This window comes from Streptomyces sp. NPDC021093 (assembly GCF_044333135.1).
Taxonomy (GTDB): Bacteria; Actinomycetota; Actinomycetes; order Streptomycetales; family Streptomycetaceae; genus Streptomyces.
The window spans coordinates 533,567-555,852 of sequence record NZ_JBIRQJ010000007.1; the positions used below are offsets into that span (position 1 = coordinate 533,567).

Here is a 22,286-nt window from a genome sequence, read left to right on the forward strand (position 1 = left end):
CGTCAGTTGGAGGCGAGGAGCTTCAGCTCGGGGTGGGCCGTGCCGCCCTCGATCGCCGTGGAGGAGAGGTGCGAGACGACGTGGTCGTCGACCGGGTCGTCGGCCGGGTCGGTGTGCACGACCAGGTGCTCGTACGTCGTGGCGCGCTGGGCGGGGACGCGGCCCGCCTTGCGGATCAGGTCGATGATCTCCATCCGGTTGGAGCGGTGCTTGGCTCCGGCGGACGAGACGACGTTCTCTTCGAGCATGATCGAGCCGAGGTCGTCGGCGCCGTAGTGCAGGGACAGCTGGCCGACCTCCTTGCCGGTGGTCAGCCAGGAGCCCTGGATGTGCGCGACGTTGTCGAGGAAGATCCGCGCGATGGCGATCATGCGGAGGTACTCGAAGAGGGTGGCCTGGGTGCGGCCCTTCAGCGCGTTGTTCTGCGGCTGGTAGGTGTACGGGATGAACGCGCGGAAGCCGCCCGTCCGGTCCTGTACGTCACGGATCATGCGCAGGTGCTCGATGCGCTCGGCGTTGGTCTCGCCCGTACCCATGAGCATGGTGGACGTCGACTCGACGCCAAGGCCGTGCGCCTCCTCCATGATCTCCAGCCAGCGCTCGCCGGACTCCTTGAGCGGCGCGATGGCCTTGCGGGGGCGGGCCGGGAGCAGCTCCGCGCCCGCGCCCGCGAAGGAGTCGAGTCCCGCGGCGTGGATCCGCTGGATCGCTTCCTTCGTCGACACCTTGGAGATGCGGGCCATGTGCTCGATCTCGGAGGCGCCGAGGGAGTGGATGACCAGCTGCGGGTACGCCTTCTTGATCGCGGCGAAGTGCTCTTCGTAGTACTCGACGCCGTAGTCCGGGTGGTGGCCGCCCTGGAACATGATCTGGGTGCCGCCCAGCTCGACGGTCTCCGCGCAGCGGCGCAGGATGTCGTCGAGGTCGCGGGTCCACACGTCGGGGCTCTTGGGAGCCGCGAAGAAGGCGCAGAACTTGCACGCGGTGACGCACGAGTTCGTGTAGTTGATGTTGCGCTCGATGATGTACGTCGCGATGTCCTCGGTACCCGCGTACCGGCGGCGGCGCACGGCGTCGGCGGCCTGGCCCAGCGCGTGCAGCGGGGCGTCGCGGTACAGGTCGAGCGCTTCCTCGGGAGTGATGCGGCCACCCTCGGCGGCACGGTCAAGGACAGACTGGAGGTCGGCCTTCTCGGTCACCGGGGCGGTTCCTTCCCAAGGGGGTGCACAGCGGGGTGCGGGGCGGTACGGCAAGACCGATCCAGCGTACGCCAGGGGGACGCGGCTCCTGTGGGCGGCCACGGGGTGCGGCGGCGCGACACGGCCACCCTCACCACACGCGCACGGGCCGCCTCACCGGCTCGCGCACGGGCTGATTCGCCACACGCGCACTGGTCTCCTCACCGCTCGCGTACAGGGCCGCTTCACCACACGCGCACGGGCCGCCTCACCGCTCGTGCACGGGCTGATTCGCCACACGCGCACTGGTCTCCTCACCGCTCGCGTACAGGGCCGCTTCACCGCTCGCGCACAGGCCGCCTCGCCGCTCGCGCACCGGCCTCCTCACTGCTCGTGCACCGGCCGCCGCCACACCGGGACGACGGCCGCTGCCGCCTGCGCCTTCTTCGCCTCCCGGGTGGCCAGTCCCACCGCGATCCGCCACCCCACGCAGCCGGCGAACGCCAGACCGCCGAGCGCGCCCGGGACGTACCCGATCCGGTCCTCCGCGCCCAGCAGCAGGACGGCCGCCCCGAGGAGCGCCAGGGACAGCAGCGCCAGCAGACTCCCCTTGTTCTGGAGCCGCCTGGCGTCGCCCGCGGGCAGCCGGTCGCGCAGGAGCCACCACAGTGCGAGGAACACCAGGGCCAGGCCGCCGGGAATCGGTGCGACGGACGGCTGCCCGCCGGCGAGGTAGCCGACCGCGGCGAAGAGCATCGGACCGCCGACGGCGAACATGACCGCGCGGGCGGCGACGGTGGGGACGGTGCTGGGGCGCAGGACGAAGACCATGGCCGGGCAGCCTGCCACAGCACCCCGCACCCCTTCCTCACCGGTTCCCCCAGGCCCCCGTACGCTGCCCACGATCGCTCCCGGCCCACGCCTGACCCCGGCCCCTCCTGACCCCGGCCCGCCCCTGACCTCCGGAGAACCGCATGGCCTCGCACCGCTCCGCGCACCCGGCCCGCCCGCCCGCTCCCCCGGTTCCCGGGGACGTTCTCCGCGGCTCCCCGGCCCTGCTCGCCGACGTCCGGCAGCTCGGCGCCCGGCACGGAGTGGACTACACGGACGACGAAGCGGTGGGTGCTCTCCTCGCCCGGCACAAGGAGGAGATACACCGGCTGCGGAACAGCCCCAAGGCGTGGGTGGGCGGGATCTCCCTGCTCGTCTCGGTCTGCTGGCCCGTCGCGACGCTCATGGGCATCGGCCCGCCGGACCTGGCCCTGGCCCCCCGCTCCCTGGTCGTGCACGCCGCTCCGGCCCTCGCCCTCTTCGTGATCGGCCTCGTGCTCGTCGTCCAGTCCCACCGCAGGGCGGGCCGCCGGATGGACCACCCCGAACTCGTCGGCTACCGCCTGGTGCTGGCGACCGCGACCGCGCACCGGGTGCCGGTACGGAGCGCCCCTGCGTGGCTGGTGGGCCGCGACAAGTACTCCGACAAGGAGACCCACCCGGTCCCGGAACTGGACCTCAAGCCCCGCCCGGACACCGACACCGACAGCGCCGCAGCGGCAGTCACCGCTCCGCCTCCTCCCGTACCGGAGAAGCCGTACGACGTGGTCCGGTACGAGTCCCTGGGCACGGAGGGCGGCTGGCACGACGAGGCGGGCTGGCTGCTCCTCGGGGCGGGCGGCATCGCGGGTGTCTGGGCCTACGCCGACGACCAGCCGTTCGGGTACGCCCTGATCCCGGTCCTCGTGGCCCTCGGCGTCCTGGTCTGGGTGGCGGGCCACCGCCAGGGCGTCCGGCACAGGGCGCTGCGCGAGGCGGCGTCGCGGTACGTGGCGGAGGTGACGGCGGCGCAGCGGGCGGGGGCCGAGGTGCCGGAGCTGTCGCCCGAGCTGCGCAAGCTGATCGTCTGACGCACTCCGGCCTTTCCGGCGCGCTCCTGCCCTCCGACGCGCTCCTGCCTTCCGGCGCGCCCCTGCCCTCCGACGCGCTACTGCTTCTTGAGCCTTCCGTACGGCTTGCCCTGGACGGCGGACGGCGACGTGTACTGGAGCGTGCCGTCCGGGTTGCGGGTGAGGGTCAGGTCGCTGGACTCGCCGGAGCAGAGCAGCGGGGTGGACGGGCGTGCCGGGTCGGGGTCGGTGCGGTCGACGACGCGGATCCCGTCGGCGGTCGCGGAGACGAGCCGGCCGATGCCGTAGCACTTGACGGCGCCGCCCAGTTCGTAGACCGACTTGTACACGTCCTGGCCCTTGCGGCCCTTGGTGATCACCAGGGTGATGGTGCCGTGCGGCTGGTTGGTGGTGGCCTCGGTGAGGCCGCCGGTCCAGGTGCCGATCAGGCCGTCCGGCACTTCGCCGGTCGCGGCGGGGGCGGACGGGGATGCCGTACGGGACGGGGATGCCGAGGCGGTCGCGGGCGTGGATGCCGTGGCGGCGGGCGGCCGGTCCGCGCCGGCGCCTCCCGGTTCGTCCTTGCTGCTGCCGCTCGGCCACATGTGGAACAGCAGACCGGCGCCGAGGGTGACGGCCGCGAGGGCTCCGGCGACCGTGAGGACCAGCGTGCAGCTGCGGCGTCGGCCACGGCCTTCGGACCCGGCGGAGGGCCCGTTCTCCGTGGCGACGGACACGGAGAGTCCGGGCCTGCCGGGTACGTCGTCCTTCCCCCTCTCCTCCCGCCGCACGGGCCCGGCGGAGGGTGCCGAGGCGGGGACCGGCGGAATCCGCAGCCCGCTCCTGTCCCCGGACACCTGACCGCTCCCCACCACCCCGTGGGTGAAGGGAACGGGCCCCGACGGTGCCTCGCCCGCCGAAGCCTCCAGATCCAGCAGCCGTACCGCACCCCGTCCCGCCTCCGCCACCAGCGGCCCCGGCAGCCAGCCCGCCGCGACCAGGCCCGCCGCCCCGTCCGGGGCCAGCCGGGCCGCGATCTCCGCCGGGGTCGGCCGGTCCGCGGCCGACTTGGCGAGGCATTCGAGGACCAGGGCGCGCAAGTCCCCGCCGAGACCCTCCAGTTCGGGTTCCTCGTGCACCACCTTGTAGAGCAGGGAGGCCGCCGAGTCCCCGGGGAAGGGCGCCGTGCCCGTCGCCGCGTAAGCGAGCACCGCGCCCAGTGAGAAGACGTCGGCGGCGGAGGTGACGTCCTTGCCGAGGATCTGTTCGGGCGACATGTAGCCGGGCGAGCCGACCGAGACGCCGGTGGAGGTGAGCGCGGCGGTGGAGTCGACGGCGCGGGCGATGCCGAAGTCGATGAGGCGGGGACCATCGAGGGTCAGCAGCACGTTGGACGGCTTCACGTCCCGGTGTACGAGGCCCAGCGCGTGCACCGCCGTCAGCGCCTCCGCGAGGCCCGCGCCCAGCGCGCGTACGGAAGGGTCCGGCAGGGGACCGTGTCCCGCGACCGCCTGCGTCAACGAGGGGCCCGCCACGTAACCCGTCGCCACCCACGGCACCGGAGCGCCCGGATCGGCGTCGAGCACGGGTGCGGTCCAGGCCCCGCCGACCCTTCGCGCCGCCTCGACCTCACGGCGGAACCGGGCCCGGAACTCCTCGTCGAGGGCGAAGTGCGGATGCACGATCTTGACGGCGACAGTCCGCCCGCCGGCACTGCGCCCGAGATACACCCGGCCCATGCCGCCCGACCCCAGGCGGCCCAGCAGCCGGTAGTCACCGATACTCTGCGGATCGCCCGCATCCAACGGCTGCATGGTGGTGCGCTCCCCCCGAGGACCCGCTCAGTGGCCCACTCCCCGTGAGCCCGGTGAACCCGTCTCCCACAGTAGGGCCGACGTGTGCGGGATCACTCAGGACAAGTCGGACACAAAGTGAACCGATGGCCCCCGGGTCGCATCTCCTTGTTCGGAAATCGCCACACCGCGTCCACCACTTTTCCCCGCTTCTGTCAGCATCTCCCAGTGCCCTCGTCCGCCCCCACCGCCTCACCCGCCCGGAGTCCGCTCATGAATCGCCTGGTCAGCCGCCGTCTGATAGCTGTCACCATGATCGGCTCCGCACTGGCCCTGTCACTGACCGGCTGCTCGGACGAGGGCGACCCGTACGACTTCAACTCGGCGGGCAGCGGCGGCAATCCCGTCCAGCACGCCGCGGTCTCCGGCGACGGCGTGAGCCGGATGCCGATGGGCCCGCGCGCGGACTTCTCCGTCTTCCGCACCCTGGACGACGGCACCAAGGTCGCCCAGACGACGGTGACCGGCTCGAAGTCCGGCTTCACGGGCAAGGTGTGGGTGTGGGCGCCGAAGCAGTACTTCGACCCCCAGTACGCGAACAGCGGCTTTCCGGTGCTGATCGCCCTGCCCGGGTCGTACGGATTCGACAGCAATTACTGGACGAAGCCCACCAACCCGTTCCTCGACACGGTCGCCCGGATGTCCGACGAGGGCACCAGCCTGCCCTTCGTCGTCGTCATGCCCGTACTGAATCCGGAAAAGCGCTACTACGACGGAAGCGACATTCCGGGGCAGCCCAAAATGGGCACCTGGATGACGGAAGACGTTCCCGATTTCGTCAGGGCGAATTTCCGTACGTTCAATTCGCGGGACGGCTGGGCGTTCATGGGGTCGTCGTCCGGCGGATTCGTCGCACTGAAATCCGTGCTCCAGCACCCGGACCGGTTCAAGGCGGTGATTTCCTCGGGCCCGGACATCGTGCCGGACTCCCCGATGTGGAAGGGCCACCCGCGGGAGAAGCTCGCGAACAATCCGCGCAAGCTGGCCGGCGATCTGATCAAGAAGCCGGGCACCCCCGACGTCTACGTGGCGTTCCAGGTGGGCAGCAAGGAGACCCTCCAGCCGCGGGTGAACCGCTTCATCCGGGAGTACGGCAAGGGCCCCGTCAAGACGCGGCTCGAAGTCGTCCCGGACGGCGTCCACAACCCGGCGACGTACGTCAGGGGCATGGAGTCGGGCAGCCTCAGCTGGATCAGCTCCCACCTGAAGGCCCCCGTCCCCACGCCGTGAGGCGCGGCCCGCTGTCCGGGGCTAGTCGCCGAGCAGCGTCACCTCTACGTCCACCGGGTAGCCGGTGGACTCGCCGGTGCGGCGCGCGAACTCCCGTACGCCCTTGATCTGGTCGGGCCCGAAGCGGAAGTCCAGCGTCGTGAAGTACTTCTCCAGCAGCTCGGCGTCGAAGTCCTCCCAGCGCGCGGCCTGCTCGGCGACCCGGTCGACCTCGGCCAGCGACAGGTCGCGGGAGGCCAGGAACGCCTCGTGCGCCTTCTTCACGTGGTGCGGTTCGCGCGCCAGGTAGTCCTTGCGGGCCGCCCACACGGCGAAGACGAACGGCAGCCCCGTCCACTCCTTCCACATCTGCCCCAGGTCGTGGACCTCCAGGCCCAGCCGGGGCGCGTCGTGCAGCGAGGCCCGCAGCGCGGCGTCCCCGATGAGCACGGCGGCGTCCGCCTCGCGCATCATCAGCGAGAGGTCGGGCGGGCAGGTGTAGTAGTCGGGCTCGACGCCGTACTGCTCGGCGAGGAGCAGCTGCGCCAGGCGTACGGAGGTGCGGGAGGTCGACCCGAGGGCGACCCGCGCCTTGTCGAGCTGTTCCAGGGGCACCTTGGAGACGATCACGCAGGACATCACCGGGCCGTCGCAGCCGACCGCGAGGTCGGGGAAGGCGACCAGGTCGTCGGCGTTCCTCAGGAACTCGACGACGGTGACGGGTGCGATGTCGAGCTCGCCGCGGATGAGCTGTTCGCTGAGCCGCTCGGGGGTGTCCTTGGTCAGCTCGAAGTCCAGCAGGGTTCCGGTCCGTGCGAGGCCCCAGTAGAGGGGCATGCAGTTCAGGAACTGGATGTGGCCGACGCGGGGCCGGGTGCGGTTCGGCGTCAGCTCGCCAGCGGTTGAATTGTCCACAACGTGAGGCTAGACCCGGAGTGCCCGGAGGGCCCCTCCGGGGGTCGGCGCGGAGCTCCGGCGGAGTCGGCGAACGGCCTTCCCCGACCCTTCCCCACCCCTCTCTCACCCCTCCCTCGGATCCCTCTGAGACCCCTCCTGACGTCAGCCGACACGCCCGTGTCAAACATCCGAGTGACGTGATCTTTCCCTCTACCGCTTGGCTGAGGGTGCGTGCTAGGCTCGCCCGCAAGTTGCAGTTTGGTTTCCCTTGCAGTACAGAGCCTGCGGAGCATGTAACCCCGCAGGCTTTTGTTTTCAGACTTCCTTGTAGGTTCTGGAGCAGGGCAACCCTTTGGCCCATGGGAGGGCTTATGGCTACCGGAACCGTCAAGTGGTTCAACGCTGAAAAGGGCTTCGGCTTCATCGCCCAGGACGGCGGCGGCCCGGATGTCTTCGTCCACTACTCCGCGATCAACGCGGCTGGTTTCCGCTCGCTTGAGGAGAACCAGCTCGTGAACTTCGACGTCACGCAGGGCCCGAAGGGCCCGCAGGCGGAGAACGTCACCCCCGCCAACTAAGTCCTCGACTTGGTGGGAATGACCGATCGCGGTCATTGAACAGCAGTACCCAAGGAGCCCTGTCCCGTGAATTCGGAACAGGGCTCCTGCCTTTTCCCGCACCCTTCTCCGGGTTCTCCGGGTTCTCCGGGTTCTCCGAGTTCTCCGGGTTCTCCGGGGCCTTCTACGGCTTTGCGTACAGCTCCTCGATCTCCGCCGCGTACCGCTCCAGAACGGCTTTCCGCCGCACCTTCAGCGTCGGCGTGAGCGCCCCGCCCTCGATGCTGAAGTCCTCGTCGAGCACGGCGAAGGCCCGGATGCGGGCGGGCCGGGAGAGCTGCGCGTTGGCCCGCTCGACGGCCTGTCCCACCAGCTCCCGTACGGCGGGATGAAGCCCCGGCCGCTCACCGAGCTCGTGCCCCTCCCGGGCGGCCCACCCGGCGATCTCGTCGGCCTCCAGGGTGATCAGCGCGACGGGGTGCGGCCGGCGGTCGCCGACCATCACCGCGTGCGAGACGTACCGCGACTGCTGGATCGCGTGCTCGACGAGCAACGGGGTGAGGTTCTTGCCCGAGGACGTGATGATGAGGTCCTTCTTGCGCCCGGTGATGACGAGGAACCCGTCCTCGTCGAGCCGGCCCAGGTCACCGGTGTGCAGCCAGCCCTCGTCGTCGAGGGTCTCGCGGGTGGCGGCCTCGTTCCCGTGATAGCCGGGGAAGATCATCCCGCCGCGCGCCAGCACCTCCCCGTCGTCGTCGGCGATTCTGATCTCACAGCCGGGGTACGCGCGGCCGACCGTGCCGTAGCGGACGGCGCCGGGCCGGTTGAGCGAGACGACGCCGCCGGACTCCGTCATTCCGTACCCCTCGTACACGGGGACCGAGCAGGCCCGCAGGAAGTCGAGGGTCTGCGGGGCGATGGGGGCGGCCCCGGTGAGCGCCCACCGCAGCCGACCGCCGAAGGCGCCGCGCACGAGCCCGTAGAGCGACTTCTCGGCGGCTTCGTAAGCGGCCCGGTCAGTGTCCGGAAGACGGCCTTCCGCTGCCAGGACCCCGATCCGTACGGCTTCATCGAACCGCTCCCTGCCGCCCTCCTGGGACTCCGCCAGCCCCAGCACCACCGAGTGCACCTTCTCGAAGAGCCGCGGCACGGACGGCAGATGGGTCGGCCGCACCTCGCCCAGCTCACCGATGACGTCCTCGATCCGCCCCCCGAAGTAGCACAACTCCCCACCGAACATGAGGGTGTTGAACTCGATGAGCTGGGCGAGGAGATGTGCGAGCGGGAGATAGAGGTACGTCACGTCCCCCGGCCCGCCCTCGATCATCTCGGCCCCGCCGTCGAGCACGGCCCCGAAGTTGGCATGGGTGAGACGGCAGCCCTTGGGGGGACCGGTGGTGCCGGAGGTGTAGACGAGGGAGGAGAGGTCGGAGGGGGCGACGGAGGCGGCGCGGGCGAGGAAGTCCGCGAGGGTCACCCCTGCACGGGGCAGGGCGGCGAGGTCCGGCATGAGGAGGGTGGGGACGGTACGGACACCGGGCCCCGCCACCCCCTCCACCGGCTTCGCCCCCGCCACCCGCTCCACCCGCTTCGCCTGGTCCGCGTTCTCGCAGATCACCAGGCTCGCGCCCGAGTCCTGGAGGACCCAGGCCACTTCCTCATCCCCCGCCGTCGGGTACACGGGGACGACGACCGCGCCGACCGCGAGCACCGCGAAGTGCGCGTACGTCCACTCGATGCGGGTCTCGCCGAGGAGGGCGACCCGGTCGCCGGGGGCCACCCCGGCCGCCATCAGGCCGCGCCCGATCTCCCGTACGGTGTCGCGGAGTTGGGCGTACGAGACCGGGTCGGCTCCCTTCGCACGCAGGGCGGGGAGGTCGCCGTAGCGTTCGCCCGCCCACTCGGTGAACTCCGCCAGGGCCGCGGGCCGCGGCCGTATCGCACCCTTTGCACCCTTGGTCGCCTTCGAATGCGTCATGACCCGAAGGTAAGTACGCGTCCGGCCAAGGGAGATGACGGGAAACGTCACCCCCGCTGACCCGCGCGCTCAGCTACCGTCACGCCATGGGCAAGCGGACGATCACCGTGCACCACGTACGCGCCGTACTGCGCGGTGCCGAGCGCGCGGGCGCCGACACCGTCCCGCTCCTCCAGGCCGCGCACATCCCGCCGCTGCTCCTCGGCGACGACCGGGCCCGGATCACCTCGGTCCAGTTCGCCCGTCTGTTCCGGGCGTTGTACCGCACCACGCAGGACGAGTTCCTGGGCCTGGCCGCGGCCCCCAGCCGCCCCGGCACCTTCGCGATGATGTGTTACGCGGCCCTGGCCTGCCCGGACCTGGGCCGTGCAATGGAACGCGGCGCCGCGTTCTACGGCCTCTTCGACGGCGGCCCCGACCTGACCCTCACCCGCACGCCCACCGAAGCCGTCTTCACCGTCCACAACAACCTCGACACCGACGAGGACCGCTTCCTCACCGAGTGCATGGTGATCATCTGGCACCGGCTGTGCAGCTGGCTGACCGGCAGCCGGATCCCGCTCCGCTGGGCGGAGTTCGACTATCCGCCCCCGCCGCACAAGGGCGAGTACGAGACCCTCTTCGGCTGTCCGGTCCGGTTCGGCGCCCCGCGCACGGCGGCGGGCTTCGATGTGCACTGGCTGGCGGCCCCGCTCGTACAGGACGAAGAATCGCTGAACTCCCTCCTGCACCGGGCCCCGTTCGACCTCCTCACCCGCCGTGAGTACGGCACGACGGTCGCCGAGCAGGTCCGCCGCTCGCTCGCCCAGGCGCTGCGGGCCGGCCCGCGGCTCCCCTCCCTCACCGACACGGCCGCCCGCCTCGCGGTCAGCCCGGCGACGCTGCGGCGTCGGCTGGACCGGGAGAACACATCGTTCCAGCAGCTCAAGGACGCGGTACGGAGGGACGCGGCGATCGCGGGCCTGGCCGAGGGCCGCGAACCGATCGCCGAACTCGCCGCCCGGCTGGGCTTCTCGGAGGACACGAGCTTCCACCGGGCGTTCCGGCGGTGGACGGGGACGACGCCGGGGGCGTACCGGGTGAGCCGTACCTGTGAGGCTCCGCGTCCGTGAGGCTCCGCACCTGTGAGACTCCGCACCTGTGAGACTCCGCGTCAGTGAAGCTGAGCATTCCGGTCAGAGCGTTTCTTACTCGCCGGTCACTACGTTCTCCCCACGAACGCGAACACGAAGCAGAACGCCGCACCGGCACCCGCACGCTGCGCTCTGCACCCTGCACCCCCACCCGCTCGTAGGGAGAGCCGATGTCCGTACGTCACAGAGTGCTCGCCGCATCCGCGGCCCTCGCACTGGCCGCCGCGCTGCCGACCGCCGCGACGGCGACGGCCGCCGATGACGCACCGCCCGCAGCCCCGGCCACCACGTCCGCCCCCGGTGACCTGGTCTCCTCCGCCCCCACCTCCTTCCACCCCCTCCCGCTCCAGCCCACCAACACCGACGCGTGGCACATCAACTACCGCTCGACGACCGCGAAGGGCGCCCCGAACACCGTCTCGGGCACGGTCATCGTCCCGAAGGACGGCAAGAAGGGCCCGCGCCCGCTCGTCACGTACGCGGTCGGCACGGTCGGCATGGGCGACCAGTGCGCACCGAGCGCGGGCTTCCCGTACGGGACGACGATCGAGGCCACCCTCATCAACCAGGCCGTCCAGCGAGGCTGGGCGGTGGCGGTCACCGACTACGAGGGCCTGGGCACCCCGGGCGACCACACGTACACGGTCGGCCGGGCGGAGGGCCAGGCGGTCCTGGACGCGGCCCGCGCCGCACTGAAGCTCCCGTCCGACAGGACCGGCCTCACCGCCGCGTCCCCCGTCGGCATCATGGGCTACTCGCAGGGCGGCCAGGCCAGCAGCTGGGCGGCCGAACTCCACGACTCGTACGCCCCGGAACTCAACGTCAAGGGCACGGCGACCGGCGGAGTCCCGGCGGACCTGATGGAGGTCGCGAAGTTCAACGACGGCAACATCGGGGCGGGCCTGATCCTGATGGCGGCAGCCGGCCACGACACCGCCTACCCGGAGCTCAAGCTCGACTCCTACCTCAACCCGCAGGGCAAGGCGTACGTCGACTTCATGCGCAAGAACTGCGTGGCGATCAACGCGATCTCCGCCCCGTTCAAGCGCATCAGCGAGGTGACGACCACCAGCCCGCTGGAGGCCCCGGACTGGCAGGCCAAACTGGCCGCCTCCAAGCTGGGCACCCACGCCCCGGACCACCCGGTGTACCTCTACCACGCGGGCCTGGACGAGCTGATCCCGTACAAGGTCGGCGAGCAGCTGCGCAAGGACTGGTGCAGGGCGGGCACGAAGGTGCAGTGGCGCTCGCACCCGCTGCTTGAGCACATCGGCGGGGTGACGGTCGGCGCGTTCCCGGCCATGTCCTGGCTGAACGACCGCTTCGAGGGCAAGCCATCGGGCGGCAACTGCTAGGCGTACGAGGTGAGTTGGGGCCCGGCTGCGCGCATGACGCGGCCGGGCCTCAGGCCGCCGGAGCGTCGGCGGTCTCGGCCCGGTGCCGGTCCACGAACTCCGTCAGGGTACGGACGAACACCTCGGGCAGCTCGAAGGGCAGCGCGTGCCCGCTGTCCGGGCGAGGGGGCGTCGAGGGTTGACTCGACCCAGTTTAGTTGCAGGCGCATTTTGCAGGCTTTCCAAAAAATTGCAGACGCCGCCTATTGGATCAAGGGGGCTGCCGAAATCGGGATCGGCCGCCCGCCGGGCCCCGGTCTCCGTCGCACACTGGCCGCCATCACCTGGTTGCGTAAGCTAGCTATGCTGTTTAAGCAACCTGTTGTCCATCAACATGGAGGGCCCCATGAGCCTGACCACGATTGACCTTGACGACGAGGCCCTTGCCGAGGCGATGCGCGTTTCCGGGATAAGGACCAAGAAGGAAGCCGTGAACACCGCGCTGCGCGAATTCACCGAGCGCCATCGCCGCATCGCCGCGCTTGAGCACTACGCGGGAGTCGCCCAGACCTGGGACTACGAGTCCTGGGAGCGCCGTCACGCGGCAGAGAAGAACGTCGGCCAGTAATGATTCCGCGCTATCTCATCGACTCCTCCGCACTCTGGCGCCTTCAGCGGGACAAGACCCTGCTGAGCGCCTGGTCCGAGGTCATCGGCAACGGAGCCGTCGGCTCCTGCGCCCCGCAGCGGAGCGAGTTCCGGGCTTCTGCGCGGGACCGTCACGAGTACGACGACATGAGCGAGATGTTCTCGGTTCTCTATCCGGACGTCGCCGTACCGAAGTCGGCCTGGCAGTGGATCGAGTCGGCGCAGTACAAGCTCGCGGCATCCGGCGAACACCGGGGGCTCTCGCTCGTAGACCTCCTGGTGTCCGCCACCGCCGCCCACCACGGGTTGACCGTGCTCCACGACGACAACGACTTCGCGACCGTCGCCCGCAGCGCCCGCGACCTGCGCGAACGCAGTATTCGCAATCTCCCTGGCTGATTCGCGCCCGTAAACGGTTCCGAGCTGGAGTGGTGGGCACGACGGACAAGGAAGGCCGCGACGCCTGGCAGGGCAAGGGCTGCTGCGCACCGACCGGCACGATTCCCGCCCCCCGGCGGGAGACGACGGATCCGGTGGCCGGTCGACGGGCAGGCCGCTTCTCCCCGTGCGAGAGTGACTTGCGGTATCCACACCGGCATCCACACCGGCATACGAAGAAGGTGCCGAAAGTGACCGATCCCGCGCCCCTGTCGTACGAGGTGCTCATCGCGGACGGCGTCCCCAGGAAGATCGACCTACGGCTGCCGAACGGCGACGAGATCGTCTCCTCTCCCATCTCGTCCACCCTGATTTACGGGGTACAGGACGCCGTCCTGGTGGACCCGCCGCTGACCCACGGACAGATCGCGCAGGTCGCCGAGGGCCTGGGGCGTTCCGGCAAGCGGCTGGCGTACGTGTACATCACGCACGGCCACCCCGACCACTGGTTCGGCACGGCGACGCTGCTGGAGCACTTCGGCGACGACGAGACGGTCGTGTACGCCACCGAAGGCACCATCAAGCAGATGCACGAGCAACTGAAGGGAAAGGAGGAGGGGTTCGCGAAGACCTTCTCCCAGGTCCCCGAGAACACGCCGATCCTCGCCGTACCCGTACCGGCCGACGGATTCCACCTGGAGGGCCAGGTCCTGCACGCGGTCGAGACCGGCCACACCGACACGGACGACTCCAGCGTGCTGCACGTGCCGTCGATCGGGCTCGTCGTCGCCGGGGACGTCGTCTACAACGGCGTGCACCAGATGATGCTCGAAGGCGGCAACGGCGGCCTTCAGGCCTGGCTCGAAGGAATCGACCGGATCGCCGCCCTCCACCCGACCCACGTCGTCGCCGGCCACAAGAACAAGCACCTGCCCGACGATCCGAAGATCCTGGACGAGACCCGCGCATACCTGCGGGACACGATCCGACTGCTGGCAGGCAGGCCGACCCCACTGGAGTTCTTCGACGAGATGATGAAGCTCCACGGCGACCGGCTCAACCCCGGCCCGCTCTGGTACAGCGGCTTGGGGCTGCTCGCCTGAGAACGCGACGGGGTGTGAACAGCGACGCGCGTCGCGTCGCCGGCCGACCTTCCGTCTCTTATGTTCGCGCGGAACAACGCAGGTACGTCTCGCCGTTGCCCTCTGGGGCGCTACTGCTGAACTGAACGGTGCTCCGCGTGCACACGGAGCCGGGACCGCTCGGGCCGGCCCGTGCCAGACCCACGTATGGGAGCCCCTACACGAACTCGGCCGGGCGCCCGGAGGCGGCTGCGGCCGGTGACCGCCCATGTGGTGTCGTGAGCTCCGCGCGTATGAGCTCGACCGTCGCCCCGTCCGCTCCGAGGGAGCAGAAGGTCCCTCATCACCGATGCCAAGAGCATCGGTCGGCCTCCCGGGGAAGTCGTTGGGCGTGCTGCACAGCCGTCCTGGGTCAACTGGCATGGGGACAGCCCCAGTTGGACTCCTCCGGCTGCCCGGATGGCGCGCCGGGCCCGCGTCCCCGCAGGCTGGATCGCACTGCCACAGCCGCGTACACGAGGAGGGTCCCCTCATGTCGAAGCGATCTCACCGTCGCCGGATCACGGCGGCGGCCGTGCTGGCCGCCTCCGCCCTGGCCCTGGCGGGCACACTGCCCGCGTCCGCCGTGCAGACCCAGGCCACCGGCCGGGTGCAGCGCGGCCTTGAGCAGCTGGTGCGGGAGGACGGCTACCCCGCCGCGCTGGCCGCGACCACCGGACGCGACGGGCGTACCCGTGATGCCGCCGCAGGCGTCGCGGACCTGCGGACCGGGGCGAAGGCGCCGGTCGACGGGCGGTTGCGGGCCGCGAGCGTCACCAAGTCATTCACGGCCGTCGTCGTCCTGCAGCTCGTCGGTGAGGGCAAGGTCGCGCTGGACTCCCCGGTCGAGACCTACCTGCCGGGGCTGCTGCGCGGCGACGGCATCGACGGCCGTCGGATCACGGTGCGCCACCTGCTCCAGCACACCAGCGGGCTGCCCGAGTACGTCCGGTACATGGACGACCTGGTCGCCAACCGCCACCGCTACTACCAGCCCCGCACGCTGCTCGACCTCGCGCTCCAGCACAAGGCGGAGTTCCCGCCCGGCAAGGGCTGGGGGTACAGCAGCACCGACTACGTGGTGGCCGGGCTGCTCGTCGAGAAGGTCACCGGCCGTCCGGTGAGCGAGGAGATCACCCGCCGGGTGATCGACCGCATCGGGCTGCGCCACACCTACTTCCCGGGAGTCGGCGACCAGCGCGTCCGGGGCGCCCACCTGCGCGGCTACGTCTCGCTGGAGCCCGGCGCGCCGCTCCTCGACGTCACCGAGATGGACCCGTCCGTGGCCTGGGCCGCCGGCGCCCTGATCACCGCCCCGAGCGACCTGAACCGCTTCTTCGGCGCCCTGCTCGGCGGCAGGCTGCTGAAGCCCGCGCAGCTCGCCCAGATGCGGACGACCGTGGCGATCCCGGCCGACGCCGGATACCCGAAGGGCACCCGGTTCGGTCTCGGCCTGTCCAGCCAGCCGCTGAGCTGCGGCGGCCTGATGTGGGGGCACGACGGCGACTTCCGCGGCTACACGCTCTTCCCGGCCGCGACCGACGACGGCCGCGCCGCCACCATCGCCGTCAGCGCCAACCCGGGCCCCACCGAGCAGGGCCGCCACCACACCGAGCAGCTGCTGGACACCGCCCTCTGCGAGTGACCCGGCCCGCTCGGAGCCGGATCGGGCAGCGTTCACCCTGTCTGCCAGACTCCTCGGATGATCGTCAGACTCGCGCAGGAACGTGACTTCCCAGGCTATTTGGCCCTGGCCGGCCAGGTCGAGCACTGGTTCGGCCCGATGGTCGAAGAGGCCGGTTTCCATGACGCCGTGAAGGAGCACATCCGTAGCTCCATGGCGCTGGTCGCCGTCGCCTCAGGGTCGGGATCGGGATCGGGATCGGGTGACCTTCTCGGCGGGATGCTGTTCGGCGCGGAGGCGCCGGTCTATCACGTCCACTGGCTGGTGGTCGCGGAAGAGGGTCGCGGCAAAGGCGTCGGCCGCGCGCTGATGGACGATGCGTCACGCAGGTTCGTACGGGGTCCGGGCACCATGGAGGTGGTCACCTTCGGGGCCGACCACCCGGGCGCCGTTGTCAGCGGAGCCCGCGTCTTCTACGAGTCGCTGGGCTTCACCCCCGCCGAGGCCGCCGAACCGGGCCCTGAGGGCGGGTCGCGGCAGGTCTATCGGCGGCCCGTCGCCTGAACCGGCAGCCGGCAGCCGGCAGCCGGCAACTGGCAACTGGCAACTGGCAACTGGTGAAGCGGAGTTCACCACGGACTGATTCGGCAACCCCCTCATCGGCCCACCCGTGTGCGAGAGTCATGTACATGGCTGATGCCGAAACCGATCGCGTGCTCCAGCGGTTCGTCTCCGAGGTGCAGCACGCGGTGCCGACCGTCGCCGTCTGGGCACACGGGTCTCTCGCGATGGGCGACTTCCAGCCCGGACGCAGCGATCTTGATCTCGTCGCGGTGTGCGAGAACCCGCTGAGCAGAGACCAGAGGCGCGGGCTGGTGAGGGTTCACCGGCGGTTGTTGGGCGAAGAGCCGGCTGCGGCCAAGTTGCGCTGCTCGTACATGGTCGGAGCGGCGGTGTCCGAGGCCGAGGCCCGCCATGTCACCTGGGTCCCCAGCACGATCCTGGAACGCCCGGTGACTCCGGTCACCCGCCGAGAGCTGTTCGAGAGCGGGCTCGTACTCCAGGGTCCTTCGCCGGTGGAACTGCTCCCGCCGCTCCGCCCACGGCAGTTGGAGGACTTCATCCTCCGCGACCTGGCGGAGTACTGGCTTCCGGCCACGGGCCGGCCCTGGCTCTGGCTCCAGGACATCTGGGTGGACGTGGGCCTGCTGGTCCTGGCTCGCGCCACCGTCACACTGCGCGACGGGCGTCTGATCACGAAGGGCGACGCTCTCGTGGAACTGCAGAAGCTCGGTGCGCCCGCAGACGTGGTGCGGGACATCCACGACCGCCGCTACGCACACCCCGCGCCGGTCAACGGGGTAGTGCGGCGTGTCCGCCGCGCGGCGAAGGCCCGTGCCTTTCTGCGGAGCGGCATCGAGCGCACTCTGGCCGCGAGCGGCAAAGGCGCCGAGTAGGCCCTCCCCAGTTCCCCTCAGGTCGGCCGTCGTAGCAGGTCAGGGGCTGTGTGAGCGGCCGTCAGGGGGCGTTGTCAGTGGCTCGACCTAGTGTGAAGACATCACTTGGGGAGCCTCCGAGAGGGAGCACAAACATGTCTGCCAACAAGATCCAGCACAAGGTGAATCACGTCGCGCTGGTCGTGGACTGTTCGGGGTCGATGCGGCCGCACCAGAGTCAACTGGTGCGTGTGGTCGACGAGTTCGTGGCGGGGTTGAAGGCGGAGTCGGACAGCCTCGGCCATGAGACCCGGATCAGCCTCTACTCCTTCGACCACCAGGTGGAGAACCTGGTCTGGGACATGGACGTGAAGCACCTGCCGTCCATGCGGGGCCTGTACAAGGTCAACAACGGCGCCACCGCCCTCATCGAAGCCTCGGTGAAGTCCCTGGACGACCTGGGACACATCTGGGAGGAGTACGGGGAGCACAGCTTCCTCCAGATCGTGGTCACGGACGGCGAGGAGAACGCCTCCGGCGGCGACCGGCGGCACGACGGCGACATGACCATCCTCGGCCCTTGGCTCGACAAGATCTCGGCCAAGATGGGCGGGCTGCCGGGGCACTGGACCTCGGCCATCCTCGTGCCGAACTCCCTGGCGAAGCGGACCGCTCAGAACTACGGCTTCCCCGCCGGGAACATCGCCATCTGGGACGCGGACTCCCAGGAGGGCGTCGAGGAAGCGATCGGTACGGTGCGCGCCGCCGCCACCAGCTTCCTGCGGGGGCGCGAGAAGGGCGTGCGCGGTACGAAGAACCTCTTCGCGGTCGGCCAGGACGTGTCCGTCGACGACGTACGGGCGAACCTCGAACCGGTTCCGGCCGACAAGTACCGGCTGCTGAAGGTGGACACGGAGGTCGAGATCCGGGCCTTCGTCGACTCGCATCCGGGCGTGACGTACCAACGCGGCTCCTGCTACTACCAGTTGGGCGCCCGGGTTCAGGTTCAGCCCGACAAGGAGGTCATCGTGGTCGAGAAGGACACCGACCGTGCCTACACGGGCGACGCGGCGCGCAGCATGCTGTTCGGCACGGGTGTCCGGGGGACCGTCTCCGTGAAGGCGGGGAACAACCCCAAGCTGGAGGTGTACGTGCAGAGCCGTTCGGTGAACCGGAAGCTCAAGCCGAAGACTCGGCTGCTCATCATGCTCTGACCCTTCGCGGCCGGACGAAGCCGTGGGTGAAGTCGCGGATGAAGCCGTGGGTGAAGTCGGGTGATTCGGGTGCTATGTGAGCACGCCTTACAACTCCGTGTCACCTGTGGTACGAGTAGCCCGCCGTGGAAGCTGTGAGTCTCCTGTGCAAGGGGCGCCTCCCGGCACACATGGGCACGATGAACAGTGCCAGCGGCCGTGAAGAGGAACGTGTGTCCGTCAGTGAGAGATACCTGGATACGGATACGGAAGCAGAAGTAGAAGTAGACGCTGGGTCTGATCTGACTGCGGCTGTCGAGTGCGCGCGGGGCGGGGATCAGGACGGATTCTCGGCGCTCTTCCGGCTCGTACAGCCGAAGCTGCTGGGGTACTTGCGGACCATGGTCGGCGAGGAGGCGGAGGACGTCGCCGCGGACGCATGGCTGCAGATCAGCAGGGACATAGGGGAGTTCAGGGGGGACGGACCGGCCTTTCGCGGGTGGGTTCGGGCCGTGGCGCGGAACCGGGCCATCGACCATCTGCGGCGAGTGCGGAGCCGGCCTCAGGGAGTGTCCTGGGAAGTCTGCGGGGTTGAGGTGGCGCCCCTCGTGCGGGATTCGGCCGAGGTGGTGATGGATTCCCTCGCGACCGCGTGCGTGATGTCGCTGATTCGTCAGCTCCCGGTCGACCAGGGCGAGGCCGTGCTGTTGCGCGTGCTCGTCGGGCTGGACAGCCCGGAGGCCGGACGCGTGCTCGGGAAGCAGGCGGGCGCGGTTCGGATGGCTGCTCACCGGGGATTGCGGGGGCTGGCGGGGCAGCTGGACAGTGCGTGCGGGGTTGCTGCCGCGGCCGCGTAAGAGACAGCGCGTAAGAGACAGCGCGTAAGGGACAGCGCGTAAGGGACAGCGCGTAAGGGACAGCGCGTAAGAGACAACCTGAGGCCGCTCAAGGCCGCCTCCACCATGAATTCTTTGTTTCGGCCGTCGGTGGATACCGGCGGCCGATTCGCATGTACCGCATGTATGGGACATGCAGGAAATTCGGCATGTACACCGTCAAGAACGTCAACGCACCGAAAAGAGGGGCAAGTTGTGAACGTAGACGAATGAGAATGGTGAAGGGTTGTACGTGGTGTGGGAAATAGGGGCGTGAGAAGGGCCACCGGGAGATCGTGTGACGGTTGTGGGGTGGGGACCGCTTAGGTGAGTGGGGGGTGCATGCCGTACCCCCCGCTGAATGGATTCGGATGACTGATGGGACGGGATGGGATGGGGAGGGGTGGGAGCCGTGGCCGGTGGCGGAGGTAGGCAGAAGCGGAGACCTGGAGCCGTAGACATGCGGCACATTGCTCAGGGATATGTGGAACGGGTGACCATGGGGAATCGGTTGCCTTTGGATTTCTCTGTGAAGAGTCTGCGGATCGTGGACTTTCTGATTGATGAGATGCGGGACTGCGAGAGCGAGAGCCAAGGCGCAACGGATCCGGCGGATCTCGCGCGGAATCTCTTCGGGCTCGGCGCGTACGTGGGGGAAGTCCTCGTACGGAACGCGGGCTCGAAGTGGGTCGACCTCGACGAGCCCGAACGGGACTACTTCCAGCAGCGCGTCGGCATGCGGATGGCGGACGGAATGCTGCGGAGTCCGCTCAGCAAGGTGGTCAACCGGTACGAGGTCGGGCCCGAAGAGTCCCTGGAGCTCTACTACTTGACGTTGCCGGGGCGGGTTCGGGCTGCGGCCTGAGGAGTGGGGCGGGGCGGGGACCTGCGGGAGCGGGATCCGCGGGAGCGGGATCCGCGGGAGCGGGAACCGCGGGAGCACGCGCGCATGCGGGCGTTGATTCGGATGACGCCGCCGAGCGACCGGGCGACTGTACGACCAGGCGGACGCGGTCCGTCGCAGGGCAGGAAGCACCGAACGCCGCAGAAGCGGGTCCCGGGCCGTGCTCCGGTACCGCGTCCGCATGCGGCGGCTGCGGCGTTGCCAGGGTGAACGTCGCGAGAGCGTACGCGGCAGGGTGACGCACAGAACGGCGAGGAGCGGTGGCTTCGCCTGGACGAGATCCCGCCGGCGCCGACTGTTCCGGCTGCCTGGCCGCGCTCGGAGGCGGCCGGGCGTACGGCAGAGGACCCCATCGACGAACCCCGGCTCGCCGCCCGCCCGGCCGCGGGCCTCGGACCGGCCGTAGCGGCTCGTCCCCGGCCGCACGATCCCCGGCTGCCACCGGGACGAGGAGCGGTGGCAGTCGGCTCTGCGTCGCACGTGAACGGCCGTGCCGGGGTTCTCGCCTGCTACCCGGCAGTCGCCCGGCAGGTCAGGTCCTTGGCCGGGAGTCGGCCCGTGGTCAGGTAGACCGTGGTGCTCCTGTCCGCGCAGGCGTTGGTGCCGTTGACGATGTGTCCCTCTCCGCCGGCGACGGTGACCATCCGGGATCCGCGCAGGGCCCGGTGCATGGCCTGGCCGCCGGCCAGGGGCGTTGCCGGGTCCCACTCGTTCTGCACGATGAGTGCACGGAGGCTGTTGGCCACTGTTGTCCTGGGTACGCTGCCCGGCTTCCAGAAGGCACACGGCTTGACGTTGGACTCGAAGTCGCCGGACAGCGGATACCGGGCCTTGTCGCGGATCGCGTCGCGGCGGTACTGCTGGGGGTCGCGCGGCCACGACGTGCGGGTGTCGGCACAGAGGACGGCCCAGGCGCCCGCGGTCTCATTGTCCGGAGGGACGTCACGGGCGAACTCCGGCCGGACGGGGGCCTGGACGGCCGGGACCTGCTCGGGCGCACCGGACGGATCCGGCTTCCCGGCCTCGCCCGCCTCCTTGCCCTCGGCCGCCTTCTTGCCCTCGGCAGTCTTCTTCAGCCCGGCGACCCAGGCGGCGGCCTTCTGAGCGTGCGAGAACGTGGCGCGCTGAGCGCGGACGGCGTCACCGGTGAGGAGCTTCCCGCCGTAGTCGATGGGTGTGCGGTCGGCCTGGGCGACGAGGTCCCAGAACGTCCTGCGGACCTCGGCCGGGGTGCGGCCCAGTCCGTACGTCGCGTGTCGCCGGGCAGTCCATTCGGTCCAACGCGCGAAGGCGGGCTCAGCCCTCTCCGCCATCGCCCGGAACATGCCCCGCCCGTACCCCGCGGGGTCGGCCGCACTGTCCAGCACGAACCTGTCGGTTCGCCCGGGGAACAGCTGCGCGTAGACGGCGCCGAGGTAGGTGCCGTACGAGAACCCCAGGTAGGAGATCTTCTTCTCCCCCAGCACGGCACGGATGACGTCCATGTCGCGAGCGGTGTTGCGGGTGGTGAGGTGGCGCAGCCTGTCGCCTTCCTCGGCCTGGCACTTTTCGGCCACCGTACGGGCCCACTTCACGTCCTTCGCAAAGGCCTTGGCCCTGTACGGGCGCTCCAGGTCCTGTTCGTCGGCGGTCAGACCGCAGCCGATGGGCGAGCTCTGTCCGACGCCCCTCGGGTCGAACCCGATGAGGTCGTACTGCCCCTTCACTTCCCTGGGGAGGGCCACTCCCCCACTGACGGGCAGATCCAGGCCGGGACCGCCGGGGCCGCCGGGGTTGAGCAGCAGAACGCCGCGACGTTCCTTCGCGCTGCCCGCCTTGAGCCGGGATATCGCGATGTCCGTCTTCCTGCCGCCGGGATCGCCGTAGTCCAGCGGCACCTTGAACGTCGCGCACTGATAGGTGGCGGGGCTCTTCGCATCGCAGCGCTGCCACCGCGGCGTCTGTTGCGTGTACTGCCGCAGAGGGTCCTTGGCCGCGGAGGCATCGGATCCAGAAGGGGTCGTCGCGGGTGTGGGTACCGAAAGGAAAGTCGCCACGGTGCCGACGACCAGGAGAGAGGCAATTCGTGTTTTCCGCACAGTGATGCTC

Annotated in this window: 20 protein-coding genes; 14 read left to right on the forward strand and 6 right to left on the reverse strand. The window is 69.9% G+C overall.

Translation table 11 applies throughout. The annotated features are described in order from the left end of the window. Positions 1 to 2: 2 nt before the first annotated feature. Positions 3 to 1,199, reverse strand: a complete 1,197-nt coding sequence (mqnC, locus tag ACH4SP_RS24490; RefSeq protein WP_398417646.1) for a cyclic dehypoxanthinyl futalosine synthase — start codon at positions 1,197 to 1,199, stop codon at positions 3 to 5. Between the two features lie 363 nt (positions 1,200 to 1,562). Further along, positions 1,563 to 2,027 carry a hypothetical protein gene (locus ACH4SP_RS24495; RefSeq protein WP_398417647.1) on the reverse strand — a complete coding sequence of 155 codons (465 nt, stop codon included), beginning with the start codon at positions 2,025 to 2,027 and terminating at the stop codon, positions 1,563 to 1,565. A 125-nt stretch (positions 2,028 to 2,152) separates the two neighbouring features. Here ACH4SP_RS24495 and ACH4SP_RS24500 point away from each other — a divergent pair, with 125 nt between their 5' ends. Continuing rightward, positions 2,153 to 3,079 (forward strand): hypothetical protein, encoded by a 927-nt coding sequence (locus ACH4SP_RS24500; RefSeq protein ID WP_398417648.1) that lies wholly within the window; start codon positions 2,153 to 2,155, stop codon positions 3,077 to 3,079. A 77-nt stretch (positions 3,080 to 3,156) separates the two neighbouring features. Here the strand turns inward: ACH4SP_RS24500 and ACH4SP_RS24505 are convergent, their stop codons facing one another. Continuing rightward, positions 3,157 to 4,872 (reverse strand): serine/threonine-protein kinase, encoded by a 1,716-nt coding sequence (locus ACH4SP_RS24505; protein WP_398417649.1) that lies wholly within the window; start codon positions 4,870 to 4,872, stop codon positions 3,157 to 3,159. 252 nt (positions 4,873 to 5,124) lie between these two features. Between ACH4SP_RS24505 and ACH4SP_RS24510 the strand changes: the two genes are divergently transcribed. Then, positions 5,125 to 6,141: an alpha/beta hydrolase gene (locus tag ACH4SP_RS24510; RefSeq protein ID WP_398417650.1), complete on the forward strand. Its 1,017-nt coding sequence runs from the start codon at positions 5,125 to 5,127 to the stop codon at positions 6,139 to 6,141. A gap of 21 nt (positions 6,142 to 6,162) precedes the next feature. On the opposite strand, the gene ACH4SP_RS24515 is transcribed toward ACH4SP_RS24510, so the two are convergent. Further along, positions 6,163 to 7,035: a menaquinone biosynthetic enzyme MqnA/MqnD family protein gene (locus tag ACH4SP_RS24515; protein WP_398417651.1), complete on the reverse strand. Its 873-nt coding sequence runs from the start codon at positions 7,033 to 7,035 to the stop codon at positions 6,163 to 6,165. Between the two features lie 353 nt (positions 7,036 to 7,388). Here ACH4SP_RS24515 and ACH4SP_RS24520 point away from each other — a divergent pair, with 353 nt between their 5' ends. Further along, positions 7,389 to 7,595, forward strand: coding sequence for a cold-shock protein (locus ACH4SP_RS24520; RefSeq protein ID WP_398417652.1), 207 nt, complete (start codon positions 7,389 to 7,391; stop codon positions 7,593 to 7,595). A 163-nt stretch (positions 7,596 to 7,758) separates the two neighbouring features. Here the strand turns inward: ACH4SP_RS24520 and ACH4SP_RS24525 are convergent, their stop codons facing one another. Beyond that, the gene (locus ACH4SP_RS24525) at positions 7,759 to 9,552 is read right to left on the reverse strand and encodes an AMP-dependent synthetase/ligase (protein ID WP_398417653.1); all 1,794 of its coding nucleotides are present in this window, start codon (positions 9,550 to 9,552) and stop codon (positions 7,759 to 7,761) included. An 86-nt stretch (positions 9,553 to 9,638) separates the two neighbouring features. Between ACH4SP_RS24525 and ACH4SP_RS24530 the strand changes: the two genes are divergently transcribed. The 11 genes from ACH4SP_RS24530 to ACH4SP_RS24580 all read left to right on the forward strand — a co-directional run bounded on the left by ACH4SP_RS24530 (position 9,639) and on the right by ACH4SP_RS24580 (position 20,159). Continuing rightward, entirely contained in the window at positions 9,639 to 10,664 is a 1,026-nt protein-coding gene (locus ACH4SP_RS24530; RefSeq protein ID WP_398417654.1) for an AraC family transcriptional regulator, read from the forward strand. A 191-nt stretch (positions 10,665 to 10,855) separates the two neighbouring features. Next, positions 10,856 to 12,040, forward strand: a complete 1,185-nt coding sequence (locus ACH4SP_RS24535) for a lipase family protein (RefSeq protein ID WP_398417655.1) — start codon at positions 10,856 to 10,858, stop codon at positions 12,038 to 12,040. Between the two features lie 385 nt (positions 12,041 to 12,425). Next, positions 12,426 to 12,647 (forward strand): type II toxin-antitoxin system VapB family antitoxin, encoded by a 222-nt coding sequence (locus ACH4SP_RS24540; RefSeq protein ID WP_398417656.1) that lies wholly within the window; start codon positions 12,426 to 12,428, stop codon positions 12,645 to 12,647. After that, positions 12,647 to 13,066 (forward strand): PIN domain-containing protein, encoded by a 420-nt coding sequence (locus ACH4SP_RS24545; RefSeq protein ID WP_398417657.1) that lies wholly within the window; start codon positions 12,647 to 12,649, stop codon positions 13,064 to 13,066. The genes ACH4SP_RS24540 and ACH4SP_RS24545 overlap by 1 nt, the downstream gene beginning before the upstream one ends. Positions 13,067 to 13,296: 230 nt before the next feature. Next, complete coding sequence (locus ACH4SP_RS24550; RefSeq protein ID WP_398417658.1) at positions 13,297 to 14,148, forward strand: MBL fold metallo-hydrolase; 852 nt, start codon at positions 13,297 to 13,299, stop codon at positions 14,146 to 14,148. Between the two features lie 511 nt (positions 14,149 to 14,659). Next, a complete protein-coding gene (locus tag ACH4SP_RS24555) occupies positions 14,660 to 15,811 on the forward strand; it encodes a serine hydrolase domain-containing protein (protein WP_398417659.1) in 1,152 nt (383 codons plus the stop codon). Positions 15,812 to 15,868: 57 nt separating this feature from the next. After that, positions 15,869 to 16,354 (forward strand): GNAT family N-acetyltransferase, encoded by a 486-nt coding sequence (locus ACH4SP_RS24560; RefSeq protein WP_398417660.1) that lies wholly within the window; start codon positions 15,869 to 15,871, stop codon positions 16,352 to 16,354. 125 nt (positions 16,355 to 16,479) lie between these two features. Further along, entirely contained in the window at positions 16,480 to 17,247 is a 768-nt protein-coding gene (locus ACH4SP_RS24565; protein WP_398417661.1) for a nucleotidyltransferase domain-containing protein, read from the forward strand. A gap of 134 nt (positions 17,248 to 17,381) precedes the next feature. Further along, entirely contained in the window at positions 17,382 to 18,440 is a 1,059-nt protein-coding gene (locus tag ACH4SP_RS24570; protein ID WP_398417662.1) for a VWA domain-containing protein, read from the forward strand. Positions 18,441 to 18,673: 233 nt separating this feature from the next. Continuing rightward, the gene (locus ACH4SP_RS24575; protein WP_398417782.1) at positions 18,674 to 19,276 is read left to right on the forward strand and encodes an RNA polymerase sigma factor; all 603 of its coding nucleotides are present in this window, start codon (positions 18,674 to 18,676) and stop codon (positions 19,274 to 19,276) included. Positions 19,277 to 19,841: 565 nt separating this feature from the next. Further along, entirely contained in the window at positions 19,842 to 20,159 is a 318-nt protein-coding gene (locus ACH4SP_RS24580; RefSeq protein WP_398417663.1) for a hypothetical protein, read from the forward strand. Between the two features lie 548 nt (positions 20,160 to 20,707). On the opposite strand, the gene ACH4SP_RS24585 is transcribed toward ACH4SP_RS24580, so the two are convergent. Beyond that, positions 20,708 to 22,276 carry an alpha/beta hydrolase gene (locus ACH4SP_RS24585; protein WP_398417664.1) on the reverse strand — a complete coding sequence of 523 codons (1,569 nt, stop codon included), beginning with the start codon at positions 22,274 to 22,276 and terminating at the stop codon, positions 20,708 to 20,710. Positions 22,277 to 22,286 lie beyond the last annotated feature (10 nt).